Here is a 17,702-nt window from a genome sequence, read left to right as displayed (position 1 = left end):
GTTGATTCTCCCCGCAGTCGGTCCGTAGTTGTTGATTGACGTCGATTGCCGTCGTAGGGGGCGAGGGCGCCCGCACCACACCTTCTACAACGATGTAGATTTTACTTCCGCATGACCATTCGCTTGACCACCGCATGACCAAAGGGCATGCACGAGCCGCATGACCGAAGGAGAGACCCATGGCCCTGTGGGACCGCATCAAGGACTCCGCCCAGACGATGCAGCACCAGCTGATCGCCAAGAAGAACGACCTCAAGAGCGGCGCCTTCCGCGATGCGAGCATGGCGATCTGCGCCCTGGTGGCGGCCGCGGACGGCACCATCGATCCGAGCGAGCGGCGACGCGTGGCGCAGCTGATCGCCACCAACGAGGTGCTCCAGAACTTCGCCGCCGACGATCTCCAGCGCCGCTTCGACGGCTATCTGGACAAGCTCACCGCCGACTTCGACTTCGGCAAGGTCGCCGTGCTGCAAGAGATAGGCAAGGTGCAGAAGAAGCCGGCCGAGGCGCGGGCGGTGATCCAGATCGGCATCGTCATCGGCGGCGCGGACGGGGACTTCGACAAGACCGAGCAGGCCGTGGTGCGCGAGGCGTGCTTTGCCCTGGACATCGCGCCGGACGAATTCGACCTCTGAGGGATCTGAGGGATCTGAGGGATCTGAGGGAGGGGAGGGCCGGGAGGGCCGGGAGCGTGGCGGCGGGACGGAGCCCCCGCCCCCCGCCCTCGCCCCGGCCTCCGCCGTCACCCGGTCCGGTCGCCGCCCTCAGCCGCCCCGATCTCCGCCCCGCGGTACGGCCGTCCGCCCCGCCCGTCTCAGTAAGATGCCCCGATGTCACGATGCCCGGCGCACCCGGCCGGCGGGACGTCCGGCGCGACGGGAGGCGACGGCATGGCAGGCAAGCCCTTCGGGAACGCCCGTCGGCGCGGGCAGGGGCAGTTGGAGGCCCAGGTGCTGGCCGCGCTGCACCACGCGCCCGGCCCCCCCACCGCCGCCTGGGTCCAGGAGCGGCTCGGCGGCGACCTCGCGTACACCACCGTGATGACGATCCTGTCCCGGCTGCACACCAAGGGCGCCGTCACCCGCGAACGGGCCGGCCGCTCCTACGTATGGACCCCCGCGGCCGACGAGGCGGGGCTCGCCGCGCTGCGGATGCGCCGCCTCCTGGACGGCGAGACGGACCGCGACGCCGTCCTGACCAGCTTCGTCTCCGCGCTCTCCGCCCATGACGAGCAGCTGCTGCGCACCCTCCTGGACCGTGCGAGCGCCGAGGACCCGGTCCCCGGCGCGGACCCGGAAGCGCGCGGAGGCTGACGGTGGGCGTGTTCGTGTTCCTGCCGCTGGTGCTGCCGCTCACCGCACTGCCGATCGCCAAGCTCGCCGAGCAGCATCTGCACCCCCGCGGCAGCACCCGCCTGCTGACCCTGCTCGCCGCCGTCCTGGGTCTGTGCAGCACGCTGTGCCTGGGGCTGCTGATGGTCGTCGGCACGGCCCAGCTGCCCGGCAATCCGCTGCCCGACGGCTGGTCGGACCCGGCGGTGCGGGCCGCGGTGCCCGGTGCGGAGATCGCCGGTTCCGCCGCGATCCCCCTGCTGGCCGCCGCCCTGACCGCCTGCGCCGCAGCGCTGCGCCGGCATCTGCGCGTTCTCGCCCGGACGCACCGGGCGCTGGCCGGGCTGCCGGGCGGCTCGGGCACCGCGGTGCTGCCGGATGACGAGGCATACGCCTACGCCGTGCCCGGTATCCCCGGGCGGCCGGGCCGTCCGGGACGGATCGCGGTCTCCCGGGGCATGCTGCGCAGCCTGGACGACGACGAGCGGCGCGCCCTGTTCGCCCACGAACGGGCCCATCTGCGCTGCCGTCACCACCGCTACCTCCTCGCCGTACGCCTGGCGAGCTGCGTCAACCCCCTGCTCCTTCCGCTGCGTTCGGCGGTCGCCTTCAGCACCGAGCGCTGGGCGGACGAGGAGGCGGCCCGGGCGGTGGGCGACCGGCGGCTGACCGCCCGCGCGGTGGGCAGGGCGGCGCTGATCGCCCGTCCCGCCCCGCATCCGGGGCTGGCGCACTTCGCGGCGCCCGAACCGGGGCCGGTGCCGCGCCGGGTGGCCGCGCTGCTGGCGCCCGTACCGCCGGCCCGCAGCTGGCCGCCCGCGCTGACCCCGGCGGGCCTGGCCGCACTGGTCGCCGCCGCGGGCACCGCCGCCTCCGCGCTGTCCGCGCTGAACGCGGCGGTAGCCCTCTTCGTCGTTCTCAAGGCGGCAACGCCGCTGTGAGTGCACACTTGGCCCCAGTGCTCCCCGTACGTCCGGACCACTCGCCCCACGCGGCGCCCGGTGCTGTGATCCCTCGCACACCGGTCGTCGGCTTCCCGATCAACTTCTACAGGACTGTAGAAACGGCCGGTAGGCTGACCACCCACACATGCGCAACAGGCGCGGCCGGAGGGGGAGATGGCGACGACGTGCGGACTCCTGACCTGGGACAGCCCGCCTCCGGACGGGGAGGTGCAATGGGTCTATCAGCCCGTGGAGGTCCAATACCCCGACGGCAGTTGGGAGTTGGGGCGGATCAGTGGCTGGTGGACGGACGAGAAGGGCGAGGTGTGGTGCCGACTGCGCACCGTTCCCGGCGGCGCACCGCCGCGATGGCAGCACTACGACCCGGAGTCCGTACGGCTGCTGCCGAGCACCGGGATCTGACGGGACACGGCCCGCTGCGCCCGGCCCCGTCCGCCCGCGCCGTGTCCGCCTCCCGTTCGGAACGACTGAAGGACCAGAAGGGCCACCGGCGTGGATGACAGGCAGACCCAACAACTGAGGGGGGTCCGACGGCCCGACGGCGGATCCCGGAGGTCCGGGCGCTCCGGCGCGGCCGGGCCCGAGGACGAGGGCGCGGCCCCGTCCCGCCGCTCGGGCGGCGGATCCCGTCGGCGCGGCGAGGGCACCGCGGACGCGCGGTCGCGGCGCGGCGGCAAGGTCCGGATGACCCGCCGCGGCCGGATCCTCGCCTGGACCGGCGGGGTGCTCGGCGTGGCGCTGCTCGCCACGGCCGGCGTCGGCGTCTGGGCGTACTTCGACCTGAACGGCAACATCCACGGCGCGGACATCGCGATCGACGGTGACCGGCCGGCCAACCTCAGCCCCGGTTCCAAGAACATCCTGCTGGTCGGCTCCGACAGCCGCGCGGGCGCCAACGCCAAGTACGGCAAGGACCTGACCACCATGCAGTCGGACACGCTGCTGGTGCTGCACATCGCCGCCGACCACAAGTGGGCGACGGCGCTGTCCTTCCCCCGCGACTCGTATGTGCCGATCCCCGCCTGCACGCGCAGCGACGGTACGAAGTCCACCCCGCACAGCTTCAAGATCAACGAGGCGTTCTCCATCGGCGGTGACGGCGGCAGCGTCAGCAAGGCCGCCTCCTGCACCATCAAGACCGTCGAGCAGAACACCGGACTACGGATCGACAACTTCGCCTCGATCGACTTCCAGGGCTTCAAGGGCATGGTCAACGCCCTGGACGGCATCGAGGTGTGCCCCAAGCACGCCATTCATGACAAGAAGGCCCATCTCGACCTGGAGGCGGGCTGCCAGACCGTACGGGACGAGAAGGCGCTCGGGTACGTACGCACCCGCTACAGCGTCGGCGACGGCTCCGACCTGGGACGCATCGGCCGCCAGCAGGAGTTCATGAAGGCGCTGGGCAAGAAGGCCCAGGACAAGCTCGCCAGCCCCGGCGCGCTCTACGACTTCCTGACCGCGGTGACCAAATCCCTCACCACCGACCAGGACCTGAAGAGCGTGTCGGCCCTCACCAGCCTCGCCTCCACGGTCAAGGACATCCCCAGTGACCGGCTGACCTTCGTCACCGTCCCGAACTACTACCGCGAGGCCGACGTCCCCACCGACCACGCCAATGTGGTCTGGCAGTACCCGGAAGCCACCCAGCTGTTCAGCGATATCGCCCATGACCGCGAAATCGGCGCCGCCGGGAAGAAGAAGCTCGCCGAGGCCGCCAACAACCCGGTGACCGCGCACTCCGTCCGCGTCCGGGTCCTGAACGGCACCGGCACCCCCGGCCAGGCCGCCACCGCCGCCGAGCAGCTGCGCAAGATCGGCTTCACGGTCACCACCACCGGCAACGCCCCGGCCACCGACAAGACCACGATCACCTACCCCACCGGCCTCGCGACCCAGGCCGAGGTCCTCTCCGGCCACCTGCGCGACACCAAGGCGACGGCGTCGGCCCAGGCGACACCGGGCGAGGTGACACTGACGGTGGGACCGGACTTCGCCAAGGTCATCGGCGGTATCGGCAGCTAGCACCGAGGGGCGGTACCGACCACGACGTGCGGTACCGCCCACTCGTACCGACATCTGCGTACCGACATTCTGCGTATCGACACCTGCGTACTGACGTCCCGTACCCACCTCTCGTACCGACGTCTAGTACGGGGGTCGGACACCACCGGTCGGCCGGGGCGCGCGGCGCCACCGGCCGGCCGGCCACCCCGCCAGGGCGCCGAGGGCGAGGCCCGCCGTGTTGTTCGCCCAGTCGACGGGCTGGCAGGACCGTACGGGATCGAGCGTCTGCAACAGCTCGACCAGCGCCCACGCCCCCGAGCCCGCTAGCGTCACGGCGAGCGGCCGCCGCGAGGCCAGCGTGCCCAGCAGCCCGAGCGGCACCCACAGCACCACGTTGACCGCGTTGTGCGCGAAGCCGCCGGTGAGCGTACGGACCGACGCGCCGGCCACACACGCCCCGAGCCGCTCCACCGTCCCGGCGACCATCTGATCCGGCAGCGTGATCCCCAGACACACCGCCACCGCCAGCAGCACCCCCCTCGTGACGCGCGCGGACCAGCCCGTTCTCCGCGCGAGCGGCCGGTACGTCAGGACCGCGACCACCACAAGGACCAGCGTGAGCGCCGCCATCACGGCGCCGTGCGTCGAGGAGGGCCTACAGGCCAACCTACGTCCGCCGTGGCACGTCATGCCATGGCGTCACATGATGCCTGGCAGGAAAACCTCCTGCACCGCCGAACCGCCCGCCGACCTCACGGATGCAGCCGCTCCACCGGCTTGGCGGTATGGACCTCGATGTCATGCGCGGCCCGCTGCAACAGCTGATGGCTCAGGTCCGACAGCGCCCGCGCCGCCGCCAGTTCGTCCCCGATCGCCGGGACGTTCTCGTCCGCCGGATTCCGCCGCGCCGTCCCCTGGCCGACCATCTGCCCGCCTTCCTTGCCGCGCAACCTGGCCTCGGCCCTGGCCTCGTCGCCGGATTCGGTGATGCTGATCTCCGCGTCCCACATCTTCTTGTCGATCACCGGAAGCCTCCTCGTACGCCCCCGAGCACCGCCTCTGCTCACCCTGTCATCAGCACTCCCCCACAAAAATCGTCGCACCCCCGCGCACCCACCGCACTCGGTGCCCGCCAGCGGCCCTCACCGGCCCTGACTGGCGCCTTCACTGTTCATAACACCGATCTCCGGCGAGGGGTTGCATCCACCACCGCGACCACCGTGGTGACCGCCGCCGCGACCACCGTCGGCACCTACGGCCCCACGTCCCCGCGGCCCCCCACTGCCTGGTCGCAAACCTGCCAGACCCCGGCCAACGCCCCTGCTGGACTGGTGAGCACCGCTTCCCCCGTCACCCCGCTCACCAGGACACCCCCATGCCGCATGCCTCCACCACCGTCACCCGGCTCGCCCCCGTCACCCCCACACGCCCCCGCTCCCCACAGTCCGCATCACCCGCCTCGGCGTGCTGCGGGCCATGCTCCACGGCGTCCACACCCTCCCCCAAGCTCTGAAGGAGCAGGGGGGACCCCCATCACACTGCTGCTGACGTTCCTGATCGTCCTGGCCCACTTCGGCCCCTACACGTATGTGACGCCCTTCCTCCAGCACGTCACCCATGCCGGCCCGGGCCTCATCACCGGCTTTCTCCTCGCCTACGGAGTCGCCGGCATCCTCGGCAACTTCCTCGGCGGGGCCGCCCTCACCCGCCATCCGCACGCCGCGTTCGCCGCCGCGGCCTGCGTGCTCTCCGCGGCGACCCTGCTGCTCCCCGTATTCGGCCACGGCACGAGCGGCGCGCTCGCCCTGCTCCTCCTCTGGGGCATCGCCTACGGCGCCGTTCCCGTCTGCTCCCAGACCTGGTTCACCCGGTCCGCCCCCCACTCCCCGGAGGCCGCCTCGGTGCTCTTCACCGCGTCGTTCCAGGCCACCATCGCCCTCGGCGCGCTGGCCGGTGGCGTGGTGGTGGACCGTACGTCCCCCTCGGCGGTGATGACCCTGGGCGGAACGGCCGCCGCCCTGACGGCGGCGGCCGTGTGGCTCCACTTCGCGCGGCGCCCGCAGTGGCCCGCCGGTTCGTGACCAGGGGCGGCACGCGGGGCCGTACGACGGTGCCTCAGCCCTCCCCGTCCTCCGCGTCGCCCTCCAGCTCGCCCTCCGTCTCCAGGAAGACGTCCCGCAGCCCCGCCAGCGTCTCCGCGTCCGGCTTCTCCCACATGCCGCGGGATTCGGCCTCCAGGAGGCGTTCGGCGATGCCGTGCAGGGCCCAGGGGTTGGCATCCTGGAGGAAGGCGCGGTTGTCGGGGTCGAGGACGTAGGTCTGGGCGAGCTTGTCGTACATCCAGTCGGCGACGACGCCGGTGGTGGCGTCGTAGCCGAAGAGGTAGTCGACGGTGGCGGCCAGTTCGAAGGCGCCCTTGTAGCCGTGGCGGCGCATCGCCTCGATCCAGCGCGGGTTGACGACCCGGGCGCGGAAGACGCGGGAGGTCTCCTCGACGAGGGAGCGGGTGCGGACGGTCTCGGGGCGGGTGGAGTCGCCGATGTACGCCTCGGGGGCCTTGCCCTTGAGCGCCTTGACCGTGGCCACCATGCCGCCGTGGTACTGGAAGTAGTCGTCCGAGTCGGCGATGTCGTGTTCGCGGGTGTCGGTGTTCTTCGCGGCGACCGCGATGCGCTTGTAGGCGGTTTCCATCTCGTCGCGCGCCGGGCGGCCCTCCAGGCCGCGGCCGTACGCGTAGCCGCCCCAGACGGTGTAGACCTCGGCGAGGTCGGCGTCGGTGCGCCAGTCGCGGGAGTCGATCAGCTGGAGCAGACCCGCGCCGTACGTCCCCGGGCGGGAGCCGAAGATCCGGGTGGTGGCCCGGCGTTCGTCACCGTGGGCGGCGAGGTCGGCCTGGGCGTGCGCGCGGACGAAATTGTCGGCGGCGGGTTCGTCCAGCTGCGCGGCGAGCCGTACGGCGTCGTCCAGCAGGCCGATGACATGCGGGAAGGCGTCGCGGAAGAAGCCGGAGATGCGCAGGGTGACGTCGATGCGGGGGCGGCCCAGTTCGGCGAGCGGGAGGGGCTCCAGGCCGGTGACGCGGCGGGAGGCGTCGTCCCAGACGGGGCGGATGCCGAGCAGCGCGAGGGCCTCGGCGACGTCGTCGCCGCTGGTGCGCATGGCGCTGGTGCCCCACAGGGACAGGCCCACCGACTGCGGCCAGTCGCCGTTGTCGCTGCGGTAGCGCTCCAGGAGGGAGTCGGCCAGCGCCTGGCCGGTCTCCCACGCGAGGCGGGAGGGGACGGCCTTGGGGTCGACGGAGTAGAAGTTGCGGCCGGTCGGCAGGACGTTGACCAGTCCGCGCAGCGGCGAGCCGGAGGGGCCGGCCGGGACGAAGCCGCCGTTCAGGGCGTGGACGGCGTGGTCGAGTTCGTCCGTGGTCGAGGAGAGACGGGGGACGACCTGCCGGGCGGCGAAGTCGAGGACGGCCTGGACCTGATCGCCGTATCCGGCGGCCACCGAGGCCACCGCCGCCGGGTCCCAGTCGGCGTCCTCCATCGCCTGGACGAGGGAACGCGCCGTCTCCTCCGCCGCATCGGCCGTCGTACGGGTCGCCGCGGACTCGTCCAGCCCGAGCGCCTCGCGCAGACCGGGCAGGGACGAGGTGCCGCCCCAGATCTGACGGGCGCGCAGGATGGCGAGGACGAGGTTGACGCGGGCCTCGCCGGTCGGGGCGCCGCCCAGGACGTGCAGTCCGTCGCGGATCTGGGCGTCCTTGACCTCGCACAGCCAGCCGTCGACGTGCAGCAGGAAGTCGTCGAAACCGTCGTCGTCGGGGCGGTCTTCCAGGCCCAGGTCGTGGTCGAGCTTGGCGGCCTGGATCAGGGTCCAGATCTGGGCGCGGATGGCGGGGAGTTTGGCCGGGTCCATGGAGGAGATCGCGGCGTATTCGTCGAGCAGCTGTTCCAGGCGCGCGATATCGCCGTAGGACTCGGCGCGGGCCATCGGCGGGACGAGGTGGTCGACGAGCGTGGCGTGCACGCGGCGCTTGGCCTGAGTGCCCTCGCCGGGGTCGTTGACCAGGAACGGGTAGATGAGGGGGAGGTCGCCGAGCGCGGCGTCCGGGCCGCAGGCGGCGGACAGTCCGGCGTTCTTGCCCGGCAGCCATTCCAGGTTGCCGTGCTTGCCCAGGTGGACCATGGCGTCCGCGCCGAAACCGCCGTCCTCGGCGGTCGCGGCGATCCAGCGGTAGGCCGCCAAGTAGTGGTGCGAGGGCGGCAGATCGGGGTCGTGGTAGATCGCGATCGGGTTCTCGCCGAAGCCGCGCGGCGGCTGGATGAGGATGAGCAGATTGCCGCGGCGCAGCGCGGCCAGCACGATGTCGCCCTCGGGGTTGCGGCTGCGGTCGACGAACATCTCGCCCGGCGGCGGGCCCCAGTGCGCCTCGACCGCATCGCGCAGTTCCTGCGGAAGGGTGGCGTACCAGCGCGTGTAGTCGGCGGCGGGGATCCGGACCGGATTGCGGGCCAGTTGCTCCTCGGTGAGCCACTCCTGGTCGTGGCCGCCGGCCTCGATGAGCGCGTAGATCAGCTCGTCGCCGTCGCCGGACGCGAGGCCGGGGACCTCTTCCGTACCGAAGTCGTAGCCCTCGGCACGAAGACGGCGCAGGAGGGCGACGGCGCTGGCCGGGGTGTCCAGGCCGACCGCGTTGCCGATCCGGGAGTGCTTCGTCGGGTACGCGGACAGCACGAGGGCCAGGCGCTTGTCGGCGTTGGGGATGTGGCGCAGCCGGGCGTGCCGTACGGCGATCCCGGCGACCCGGGCGGCGCGCTCGGGGTCGGCGACGTACACCGGCAGACCGTCCTCGTCGACCTCCTTGAAGGAGAACGGGACGGTGATCAGCCGGCCGTCGAACTCGGGGACGGCGATCTGCGAGGCGGCGTCCAGCGGCGACAGGCCCTCGTCGTTCTCCTCCCAGGCGGCGCGCGAACCGGTCAGGCACAGCGCCTGGAGGATGGGCACGTCCAGAGCGGCGAGCGCACCCGCGTCCCAGGACTCGTCGTCGCCGCCCGCGGACGCCTCGGCGGGCTTGGTGCCGCCCGCGGCGAGGACGGTGGTGACGATGGCGTCGGCGGCGCGCAGGGCCTCGATCAGCTCCGGCTCGGGGGCGCGCAGCGAGGCGACGAAGAGCGGCAGCGGGCGGCCGCCGGCCTCCTCGATCTGCGTGCAGAGCGCGTCCACGAAGGCGGTGTTGCCGCTCATGTGGTGGGCGCGGTAGTAGAGCACGGCGACGGTCGGGCCGGTCACGTCGCCGCGGGCCGCGCGCTCCAGGGGGCCCCAGGCGGGCGCGGCGGCCGGCGGCTCGAAGCCGTGGCCGGTCAGCAGGACGGTGTCGGACAGGAAGCGGGCGAGCTGGCCGAGGTTGGCGGGGCCGCCGTGTGCCAGGTAGGCGTGCGCCTCGGCCGCAATGCCCACCGGGACCGTGGACTGCTCCATGAGCTGGGCGTCGGGCGCCTGTTCACCGGTCAGGACGACCACCGGCCGGTGCTGGTCCGCGGCGAGCAGCAGGTCCAGGCCCTCCTGCCAGGCGCGGATGCCGCCCAGGAGACGCACGACGACCAGGTCGGTGCCCTCCATGAGCGTGGGCAGGTCGCCGAGGTCGAGGCGGGAGGGGTTGGCGAGGGTGTACGCCACGGGCCCGGTGGCGGCACGGGCACTGAGCAGATCGGTGTCGGAGGTCGACAGCAGCAGGATGCGGGGCTGCGGGGAGGTCTCCCCGGACGAATGCAGCATGCGAGCGCAGGCCTTCCTCGGGGTGTCCGCGCCCCGGGTGGTCGTAAGGACGGCGGGAGTTCCTGACTCACCCGGCACGCGCCGGGTTCACAGTGGCGGGACCGCGCCGGATTCTCACCGGGCTTCCTCCCTCGGGCCTGGGGCCCGGCGCCGTCGCTGGCGTCCGGCGGGTCAGCCGACTCGCCGACCTGCATAGTAAGGGCTCCGCCCCGGGCGGGGGAGGGCGCCTCCCGGACCGCTCCCGTGCGCCCCCGGCAGTCCCGGATCCGGGGTGCGCCGTCGTGGGTATGCTCGCCGCCATGCCGCCCTCCCCCGCACCGCGCCCTGCTGGGCCACAGCCGCCCGTACGGGACCGCGGTGACGCCTGCCCGGGAGCGCTGCGGCTGCACTCCGCGGCCGACGGCGGGCTGGCCCGTGTGCGGCTGCCCGCCGGGGATTTGACGTCACATCAGGCGACCGCGCTGGCCGATGCCGCAGAGCGGTTCGGCGACGGGCGGCTCTCCCTGACGTCCCGGGGGAACGTCGAACTGCGCGGCCTTGCGGACGGCTGCGGCGCCGCGCTCGGCGGCCTGCTGCGGGATGCCGGTCTGCTGCCCTCCGTGCGCCATGAGCGCATCCGCAACATCCTCGCCTCCCCGCTCGCCGGACTCGACCCTCACACCCCGTCTGACGTGCGATTGTGGGCCCGTGACCTGGATGCGCTGCTGTGCGCGAGCGCCTCGGCAACCGAGCTTTCGGGCCGTTTTCTCTTCGTCCTGGACGGCGGAACGGGGGATGTGGCCGGGCTGGGCGGCGATGTGACCTTGATCGCAGAGCGGGACGCGGACCGCGCGGACCGGGGCGGCGCGCTGCTGCGGGTCGGAGACGATCCGGCGGCGGTACGGATCACCGGCGCCGAGGCGCCGCGGGCCGCGCTGGCCGCCGCGGAGGCGTTCCTCGCGGCGGCGCGGGCGAGCGGCAGCGGCGCCTGGAGGGTGCGCGAACTCCCGGACGGGCAGCCGCTGACGGCGCATGCGGTGGCGAAGTCGCTGGAGGCGGCCGGGGTCGAGGTCTACGGGGTGGAGCCGTACGAGAACCTGGCGGATGTTTCACGTGAAACAGGGCCGCATGTTTCACGTGAAACATGCGCTCCCGGCATCGTCGAAGGTCCCGACGGCCGCCACAGCCTCTCCGTCCTGGCTCCGCTCGGCCGCCTCACCGTCGCCCAGTGGCGCCTGCTGACCGCCGTCGCCGCCGAGGACGGTTCCGGCGAGCTGCGCCTCACGCCGTGGCGCGGTGTGGTCCTGCCGGGGCTCCCGGCCGCGACCGCCACCGACCGCCTGGGCGCATTGGCAGCGGCGGGCCTGATCACCGACCCAGGCTCCCCCTGGTACCGGATCACGGCCTGCACCGGGCTGCCCGGCTGCGCCAAGTCCCGTACCGATGTGCGGGCCGACGCCGCGCAGGCCATCGCCACCGGCACCACCCCCGTTCCCGCAGGCGCCGCCGCTCTCCCCGTCCACTGGTCGGGCTGCGAACGCCGCTGCGGCCATCCGCAGGGCGGCGCCTGGGTCGACGTCCTGGCCGGGCCCGGCGCCCAGGACGAGTACCGCACTTCCGTCGTACGCCCCCGCACACCTGTCCCCGCCCCCGTCCCCACCACCCCGAAGGCACAGTGACCGTGACCGTGTTCGACTACGAGAAGGACGGCGCCGCGATCTACCGCCAGTCCTTTGCCACCATCCGCGCCGAGGCGGACCTCGGCGGCCTGCCCGCCGACGTCAGCCAGGTCGCGGTCCGGATGATCCACGCCTGCGGCATGGTCGACCTGGTACGCGATCTCGCCTACACGCCGGGCGTGGTGGCGAGCGCCCGCGCCGCGCTGCGTGCCGGGGCGCCGATCCTGTGCGACGCCAACATGGTGGCCAGCGGCGTGACCCGTAAGCGGCTGCCCGCGGACAACGACGTGGTGTGCACCCTCGCCGACCCGTCCGTCCCGGACCTCGCCGCCCGGATGGGTACCACCCGCAGCGCCGCCGCCATGGAACTGTGGCGCGACCGCCTGGAGGGCTCGGTGGTGGCGATCGGCAACGCCCCCACCTCCCTCTTCCGCCTCCTGGAGATGATCGAGGAAGGCGCGCCCCGCCCGGCAGCCGTCATCGGGATACCCGTCGGCTTCATCGGCGCGGCCGAGTCCAAGGACGCGCTGATCGCCCACCCGTCGCGGCTGGAGCACATCGTGGTGCGCGGACGGCGCGGCGGCAGCGCCATGACCGCGGCCGCCGTCAACGCCATCGCGAGCGAGGAAGAGTGAGCATGCCCGAGCAGCAGGCCAGCGCCCGTGTCACCGGCCGTCTGTACGGCGTGGGGCTGGGTCCCGGCGACCCGTCGCTGATGACCGTACGAGCGGTGCAGGTCATCGACCGGGCCGATGTGGTGGCGTATCACAGCGCCCGGCACGGACGGTCCATCGCGCGGTCCATCGCCGCCGAGCACATCCGCCCCGACCACATCGAAGAGGCGCTGATCTACCCGGTCACCACCGAGTCGACCGATCATCCGGGCGGCTACCGCGGCGCGCTCGACGAGTTCTACGAGGCCGCCGCGGCCCGTCTCGCCGCCCATCTCGACGCCGGCCGCACCGTCGCCGTCATCTCCGAGGGCGATCCGCTCTTCTACGGCTCCTACCAGCACATGCACAAGCGGCTGGCCGACCGCTACGAGACCGAGGTCATCCCCGGCGTCACCTCCATCAGCGCCGCCGCGGCCCGCCTGGGCACCCCCCTCGCCGAGGCCGACGAGGTCCTGACGATCCTCCCCGGCACGCTCCCCGAGGAGGAACTGACGGCCCGTCTGGCCGCCACCGACGCCGCCGTCGTCATGAAGCTGGGCCGCACCTTCCCCACCGTGCGCCGCGCCATGGAACGCTCCGGCCGCCTGCCCGAGGCGCGCTACGTCGAACGCGCCACGATGTCCGGCGAACGCACCGACGCCCTCGCCGACATCTCCTCCGACAGCGTCCCCTACTTCTCCGTCGCCGTCGTCCCCAGCCGCATCGCCAATCCGCCGGCACCGGCCGACGCTGCGACGGGTGAAGCGACGGGTGAGGTCGTGGTGGTCGGCACCGGCCCGGCCGGCCCGCTCTGGCTCACCCCGGAGTCCCGCGGCGCCCTCGCCTCCGCCGACGACCTGGTCGGCTACACCACCTACCTCGACCGCGTCCCGGTACGCCCCGGCCAGCGCCGCCACGGCTCCGACAACAAGGTCGAGTCCGAACGCGCCGAACTCGCCCTCGACCTGGCCCGCCGCGGCCGCCGGGTGGCCGTGGTCTCCGGCGGCGACCCCGGCATCTTCGCCATGGCGACGGCGGTCCTGGAGGTGGCCTCCAAGGACCCGTACCGCTCCGTGCCGGTACGCGTCCTGCCCGGCGTCACCGCCGCCAACGCCGCCGCGGCCCGCGCCGGCGCCCCCCTCGGCCACGACTACGCGGTCATCTCCCTCTCCGACCGCCTCAAGCCGTGGGAAGTCATCGCTGACCGCCTGCGCGCCGCCGCCGGCGCCGACCTGGCCCTGGCCCTCTACAACCCCGGCTCACGCTCCCGCACCTGGCAGGTCGCCAAGGCCCGCGAACTCCTCCTGGAACACCGCGCCCCCGACACCCCGGTCATCCTGGCCCGCGACGTGGGCGGCCCCGAGGAGTCCATCCGCACCGTCCGCCTGTCCGACCTGGACCCCGCCCAGGTCGACATGCGCACCCTCCTCCTGGTCGGCTCGTCGCAGACGCAGGTGGTACGTCGGGATGACGGAACGGATGCGGATGTGGTGTGGACGCCTCGGAGGTATCCGGAGGCGTAGGAGGGGCGCGCGACCCCAGGTCGGGCTGGTCAGGTCGAATACCCAGCCCGGCCTCTCAGGCCGACCTCACAGGTGGGCTACAGCACTTGGTCCCGCAACCAGCCGACCGCCCCCGCCGGATCGCTCACCTCCGGCACCCCTTCCGGCACCGCCGGACGGCTGACGACCACCACCGGAATGCCCGCCTCCCGGGCCGCCGTCAGCTTGGGGGCGGTGGCCGCGGCGCCGCTGTCCTTGGTCACCAGGACATCGATGCGGTGCTCGCGGAGGAGGGCCCGTTCGCCGTCCAGGGTGAAGGGGCCGCGGTCCAGGAGGGTGTGCATGCGGGGCGGGCAGGGTGCCTCGGGAGCGTCCACGGAGCGGACGAGGAACCACAGGTCCGTGAGGTGGGCGAAGTGGGCAAGACCCATGCGGCCGGTGGTGAGGAAGATGCGGGTGCCGGGGAAGGTGGGGAGGGTGGCGGCCGCGGCCTTGAGGGAAGAGACCGGGTGCCAGTCGTCGCCCGGCCCCGGGACCCAGCCGGGACGGCGCAGCGCCAGCAGGGGAACATGGGCGGTGGCGGCCGCCGCGGCCGCGTTGTGACTGATCGTGCCGGCGAAAGGATGGGTGGCGTCGATGAGCGCGTCCACCGCATGCTCGCGCAGCCAGCGGGCGAGGCCGTCGGGGCCGCCGAACCCGCCGATGCGGACCTCCCCGGCGGGCAGGCGGGGCGCGGCCACCCGGCCCGCCAGCGAGGTCGTCACACACAGGTCCGGCTCGGCGGCCAGGACGGCGGCGAGGCGGCGGGCCTCCGTCGTCCCGCCGAGGATCAGCACATGGCGCAGCGGGCGGCCGGTGTCGTTCATGGGATGTGGGTTCCTCCGTGGCTGAAGCGCAACCGCAGGGTACGGGCAAGCCCGCGGGAGGGCGTAGCGCCCAGCTCGCGCACACCGGGCTGCGGCACGGCTGGACGACCGGCGCGTGTGCGACGGCGGCGAGTACGGCGGCGTACACGGCGCTGCTGACCGGCGAGTTCCCGGATCCGGTGACGATCACGCTGCCCAAGGGGCAGACACCGTCCTTCGCGCTCGCGGTGGAGGAGCTGGCGCCGCGGCGGGAGAGCGCCATGGCGGGCGTGGTGAAGGATGCGGGCGACGATCCGGATGTGACGCATGGTGCGCTGGTACGGGCACGGGTGCGGGCGCTGCCGGCCGGATCGGGGGTGCGCTTCGCGGCCGGGCCGGGCGTCGGGACCGTCACCCGGCCCGGACTGCCGCTGGACGTCGGCGAACCGGCCATCAATCCCGTACCGCGGCAGATGATGCGGGAGCATCTGGCACGCGTCGCCGAACGGTACGGCGGCAGCGGGGACGTCGAGGTGGAGGTCTCGGTCGACCACGGGGAGGAGATCGCCCGCAGTACGTGGAACCCCCGGCTGGGGATCCTGGGCGGGCTGTCCATCCTCGGGACCACCGGAATCGTCGTCCCGTACTCCTGCTCCGCCTGGATCGACTCCATCCGGCGCGGGGTGGATGTGGCGCGTGCGGCGGGGCGGCGGCATGTGGCGGGATGTACGGGATCGACCTCCGAGAAGGTCGCCGTCGCCCTCCACCACCTTCCCGAGGACGCGCTGCTGGACATGGGGGATTTCGCCGGGGCGGTGCTGAAGTACATCCGGCGGCATCCGGTCGACCGGCTCACCATCTGCGGCGGTTTCGCCAAACTGTCCAAACTGGCGGCCGGGCATCTGGACCTGCATTCCGCGCGGTCGCAGGTGGACAAGGGCTTTCTGGCGGAGCTGGCGCGGGCGGTCGGTGCGGAAGAGGAACTGGCCGCCGCCGTCGCCACGGCCAACACCGGGCTCGCCGCGCTCCGGCTGTGCGAGGCGGCGGACGTCCCCCTGGGCGATCTGGTGGCGGCCACCGCCCGCGACGAGGCACTGACGGTGCTGCGCGGCGCCCCGGTCTCCGTCGACGTCATCTGCATCGACCGGGCGGGGATGGTGGTGGGACGGGCGGCACCGCGGGGTCCGGACGGGTCCGGCTGAGCCGCAAGGGTCGCGGCCGGAGGAGCCGGAGGGCCGATCGCAGACCCCCGTAGGCCCCCGCAGCGCCTCAGGGCCTCAGATCCCGTCCACCGCCGCGATGGTGAACGGCGTCTGCGGCGTGCCCGGCCCCATCGGGCCGCCCTTGTCGAACTGCGAGCGGACCACGAGCAGACGCCCGCCCTGGCGGACCAGCGTCGTGGGGATCTGGAGCGACGCATCGGTGATCCGGCGCTCCTGGCGCGCCCGGGTGCCGTCGCCGGACAGTCGCCAACGGCTGAGCGCATTGCGCTTGTTGTGCGCCGCCCAGAGCGTGCCGTGCCGCAGTTCGAGGCCGTCGGCCATCCGCATGCTGCCCCCGCTCAGGGCGACCCGCCGGATCCCCCCGGAAGCGAGGTCGAGGCGGTAGAGGTCACCGCCGGTCATGTCGGGCGCGAGCAGATAGCGGCCCGACGGGTCGGCGACGATGCCGTTGAGCGTGTACGCGTCCGGAGCGTGCGGCGCCAGCACGCCGGCCAGATCGAAGCGGGGTGTGAGCGTGCCGCGCCCACCCAACGCCGCGGCCTCCGCCAGCTGTTGCGGGGTGACGCGGTAGACCACGGCGCGTGCGCTGTCGGTGAGGTAGGCGGAGCCGTCCGGCGCCAGGGCCAGGTCATTGACGAAGGACCGTGCTCCGCCGGAGACGTCGAAGCGGGCCAGCAGTCGGCGGTCACGGATGTCGTACACGGCGACGCCCGCGGTGGAATCGATGACCCACAGCCGCCCGGCGCGGTCCACCTTCAGGCCGTTGGCGGTGTTCCGCCCGTCCGTACCGGCGGGCAGGAAGACCCGCGCGGCGCGCCGGCCCGGCGTGATCCGGTAGACCGCCCCGGTCCGGTACGAACCCACGTACAGGTCGCCGGTCCGCGGGTCCTCGGCGATGCCTTCCGGGTAGGCCCGGTCGTCCGGGAGGTCGTAGACGGCGTGGATCCGGACCTGCGCGGCGCTCGCGGCCGGTGCGGTGCGCGCGGTCTGTTCGTGCGGAGCGGTGAGTGCCTGTGCCGTGGCGGCCGACGGCAGGACGGCGGCCAGGGACAGGGCGGCCGCGGCCAGGCGGTGGCGGTAGCGGTGGCGGCGAAGAGATCGGGACATGGTGCCTCTCTGCTGCTTCCGGTGGATGTGCTGCTTCCGGTGTGTGCGGTGCGTGCGGTGCGTGCGGTGCGTGCGAGCACGGCTGCTTCCGCACACGGTTAATTGAACTCGCATGGGCATTAGAACTCGAACTCTAAGTTAGGGCTCTAATATCCGTCAATGCTCTCCGGTACGGCCGGTCGTTACGATGCGCGGATGACCTCCATGCCCGCCGCCGAGCGGCTCGGCTCGCATCTCAAGCGTGCCGAGCAGGCCCTCAACGCGACCAAGCACGCCGTGCTCAAGCCGGTCGGCCTGACCGTCCCGCAATACGCGGCGCTGCTGTTCCTCTCGGAGCGGCCCGGCATCTCGGCGGCCGGGCTGGCGAGGGCATGCGGGGTCACACCGCCGACGATGAACACGGTGCTGAAGAACCTTCAGGAGCGCGGGCTGATCGAGCGCACCGCGCACGAGTGGCACAAGAACGTGCGGGAGATCCGCCTGACGGAGAAGGGCACGGCGGTGACGGCCGACGCGGACGCCCGGGCCGTCCGCGTCGAGCGCGCCCTGGCGGCCGAGTTCACCGAGGAGGAGCACGCCACGATCGTCGCCCTCCTGGGGCGGTGCGTGGACCTGCTCGAATCGGTGCGGCCGGAGTAG

At 72.9% G+C, this 17,702-nt stretch carries 15 protein-coding genes, 1 pseudogene and 1 riboswitch; of the genes and pseudogenes, 11 read left to right on the top strand and 5 right to left on the bottom strand.

Translation table 11 applies throughout. From position 1 onward, the window contains the following. Window positions 1–179 precede the first annotated feature (179 nt). The 5 genes from SNA_RS02990 (at window position 180) to SNA_RS02970 (ending at window position 4,321) form a co-directional block, all read left to right on the top strand. The gene (locus tag SNA_RS02990; RefSeq protein ID WP_030066325.1) at window positions 180–635 is read left to right on the top strand and encodes a tellurite resistance TerB family protein; all 456 of its coding nucleotides are present in this window, start codon (window positions 180–182) and stop codon (window positions 633–635) included. Between the two features lie 255 nt (window positions 636–890). After that, on the top strand, window positions 891–1,313 hold the full coding sequence (locus tag SNA_RS02985) for a BlaI/MecI/CopY family transcriptional regulator (RefSeq protein ID WP_037790143.1): 423 nt from the start codon (window positions 891–893) through the stop codon (window positions 1,311–1,313). 2 nt (window positions 1,314–1,315) lie between these two features. Continuing rightward, window positions 1,316–2,272 carry a M56 family metallopeptidase gene (locus SNA_RS02980; RefSeq protein WP_030066327.1) on the top strand — a complete coding sequence of 319 codons (957 nt, stop codon included), beginning with the start codon at window positions 1,316–1,318 and terminating at the stop codon, window positions 2,270–2,272. A gap of 177 nt (window positions 2,273–2,449) precedes the next feature. Further along, window positions 2,450–2,698, top strand: a complete 249-nt coding sequence (locus SNA_RS02975) for a hypothetical protein (RefSeq protein WP_241779519.1) — start codon at window positions 2,450–2,452, stop codon at window positions 2,696–2,698. 282 nt (window positions 2,699–2,980) lie between these two features. Next, complete coding sequence (locus tag SNA_RS02970; RefSeq protein ID WP_037790216.1) at window positions 2,981–4,321, top strand: LCP family protein; 1,341 nt, start codon at window positions 2,981–2,983, stop codon at window positions 4,319–4,321. Between the two features lie 123 nt (window positions 4,322–4,444). Here the strand turns inward: SNA_RS02970 and SNA_RS02965 are convergent, their stop codons facing one another. Then, complete coding sequence (locus SNA_RS02965) at window positions 4,445–4,933, bottom strand: VanZ family protein (protein ID WP_030066330.1); 489 nt, start codon at window positions 4,931–4,933, stop codon at window positions 4,445–4,447. Window positions 4,934–5,055: 122 nt separating this feature from the next. Next, window positions 5,056–5,313, bottom strand: a complete 258-nt coding sequence (locus tag SNA_RS02960; protein ID WP_044363143.1) for a DUF1876 domain-containing protein — start codon at window positions 5,311–5,313, stop codon at window positions 5,056–5,058. Window positions 5,314–5,731: 418 nt separating this feature from the next. On the opposite strand from SNA_RS02960, the pseudogene SNA_RS02955 reads away from it, so the two are divergent. Beyond that, window positions 5,732–6,384, top strand: a pseudogene (locus SNA_RS02955) (MFS transporter); the annotation flags it as partial. 34 nt (window positions 6,385–6,418) lie between these two features. Here the strand turns inward: SNA_RS02955 and cobN are convergent. Beyond that, entirely contained in the window at window positions 6,419–10,075 is a 3,657-nt protein-coding gene (gene cobN / locus SNA_RS02950; RefSeq protein ID WP_044362937.1) for a cobaltochelatase subunit CobN, read from the bottom strand. Between the two features lie 56 nt (window positions 10,076–10,131). After that, a riboswitch (cobalamin riboswitch) is annotated at window positions 10,132–10,204 on the bottom strand. 170 nt (window positions 10,205–10,374) lie between these two features. On the opposite strand from cobN, the gene cobG reads away from it, so the two are divergent. From cobG to SNA_RS02935, 3 genes are read left to right on the top strand one after another with little or no spacing between them, the layout of a single operon-like run. Beyond that, entirely contained in the window at window positions 10,375–11,733 is a 1,359-nt protein-coding gene (cobG, locus tag SNA_RS02945) for a precorrin-3B synthase (protein WP_241779518.1), read from the top strand. Between the two features lie 2 nt (window positions 11,734–11,735). Continuing rightward, the gene (locus tag SNA_RS02940) at window positions 11,736–12,368 is read left to right on the top strand and encodes a precorrin-8X methylmutase (protein WP_044363141.1); all 633 of its coding nucleotides are present in this window, start codon (window positions 11,736–11,738) and stop codon (window positions 12,366–12,368) included. Window positions 12,369–12,370: 2 nt separating this feature from the next. Next, window positions 12,371–13,909 carry a precorrin-2 C(20)-methyltransferase gene (locus SNA_RS02935; RefSeq protein WP_030066337.1) on the top strand — a complete coding sequence of 513 codons (1,539 nt, stop codon included), beginning with the start codon at window positions 12,371–12,373 and terminating at the stop codon, window positions 13,907–13,909. A gap of 77 nt (window positions 13,910–13,986) precedes the next feature. Here SNA_RS02935 and SNA_RS02930 read toward each other — a convergent pair whose 3' ends face one another. Continuing rightward, the gene (locus SNA_RS02930) at window positions 13,987–14,754 is read right to left on the bottom strand and encodes a cobalt-precorrin-6A reductase (protein ID WP_030066338.1); all 768 of its coding nucleotides are present in this window, start codon (window positions 14,752–14,754) and stop codon (window positions 13,987–13,989) included. Window positions 14,755–14,771: 17 nt separating this feature from the next. On the opposite strand from SNA_RS02930, the gene SNA_RS02925 reads away from it, so the two are divergent. Then, window positions 14,772–15,935, top strand: a complete 1,164-nt coding sequence (locus SNA_RS02925; RefSeq protein WP_030066339.1) for a cobalt-precorrin-5B (C(1))-methyltransferase — start codon at window positions 14,772–14,774, stop codon at window positions 15,933–15,935. 75 nt (window positions 15,936–16,010) lie between these two features. Here SNA_RS02925 and SNA_RS02920 read toward each other — a convergent pair whose 3' ends face one another. Beyond that, the gene (locus tag SNA_RS02920) at window positions 16,011–17,063 is read right to left on the bottom strand and encodes an SMP-30/gluconolactonase/LRE family protein (protein ID WP_030066340.1); all 1,053 of its coding nucleotides are present in this window, start codon (window positions 17,061–17,063) and stop codon (window positions 16,011–16,013) included. A gap of 195 nt (window positions 17,064–17,258) precedes the next feature. Between SNA_RS02920 and SNA_RS02915 the strand changes: the two genes are divergently transcribed. Further along, window positions 17,259–17,702 (top strand): MarR family winged helix-turn-helix transcriptional regulator, encoded by a 444-nt coding sequence (locus SNA_RS02915; RefSeq protein WP_237289423.1) that lies wholly within the window; start codon window positions 17,259–17,261, stop codon window positions 17,700–17,702.

This window comes from Streptomyces natalensis ATCC 27448 (genome assembly GCF_000935125.1).
GTDB lineage: Bacteria > Actinomycetota > Actinomycetes > Streptomycetales > Streptomycetaceae > Streptomyces > Streptomyces natalensis.
This window is presented reverse-complemented; position numbering and strand designations above follow the sequence as displayed.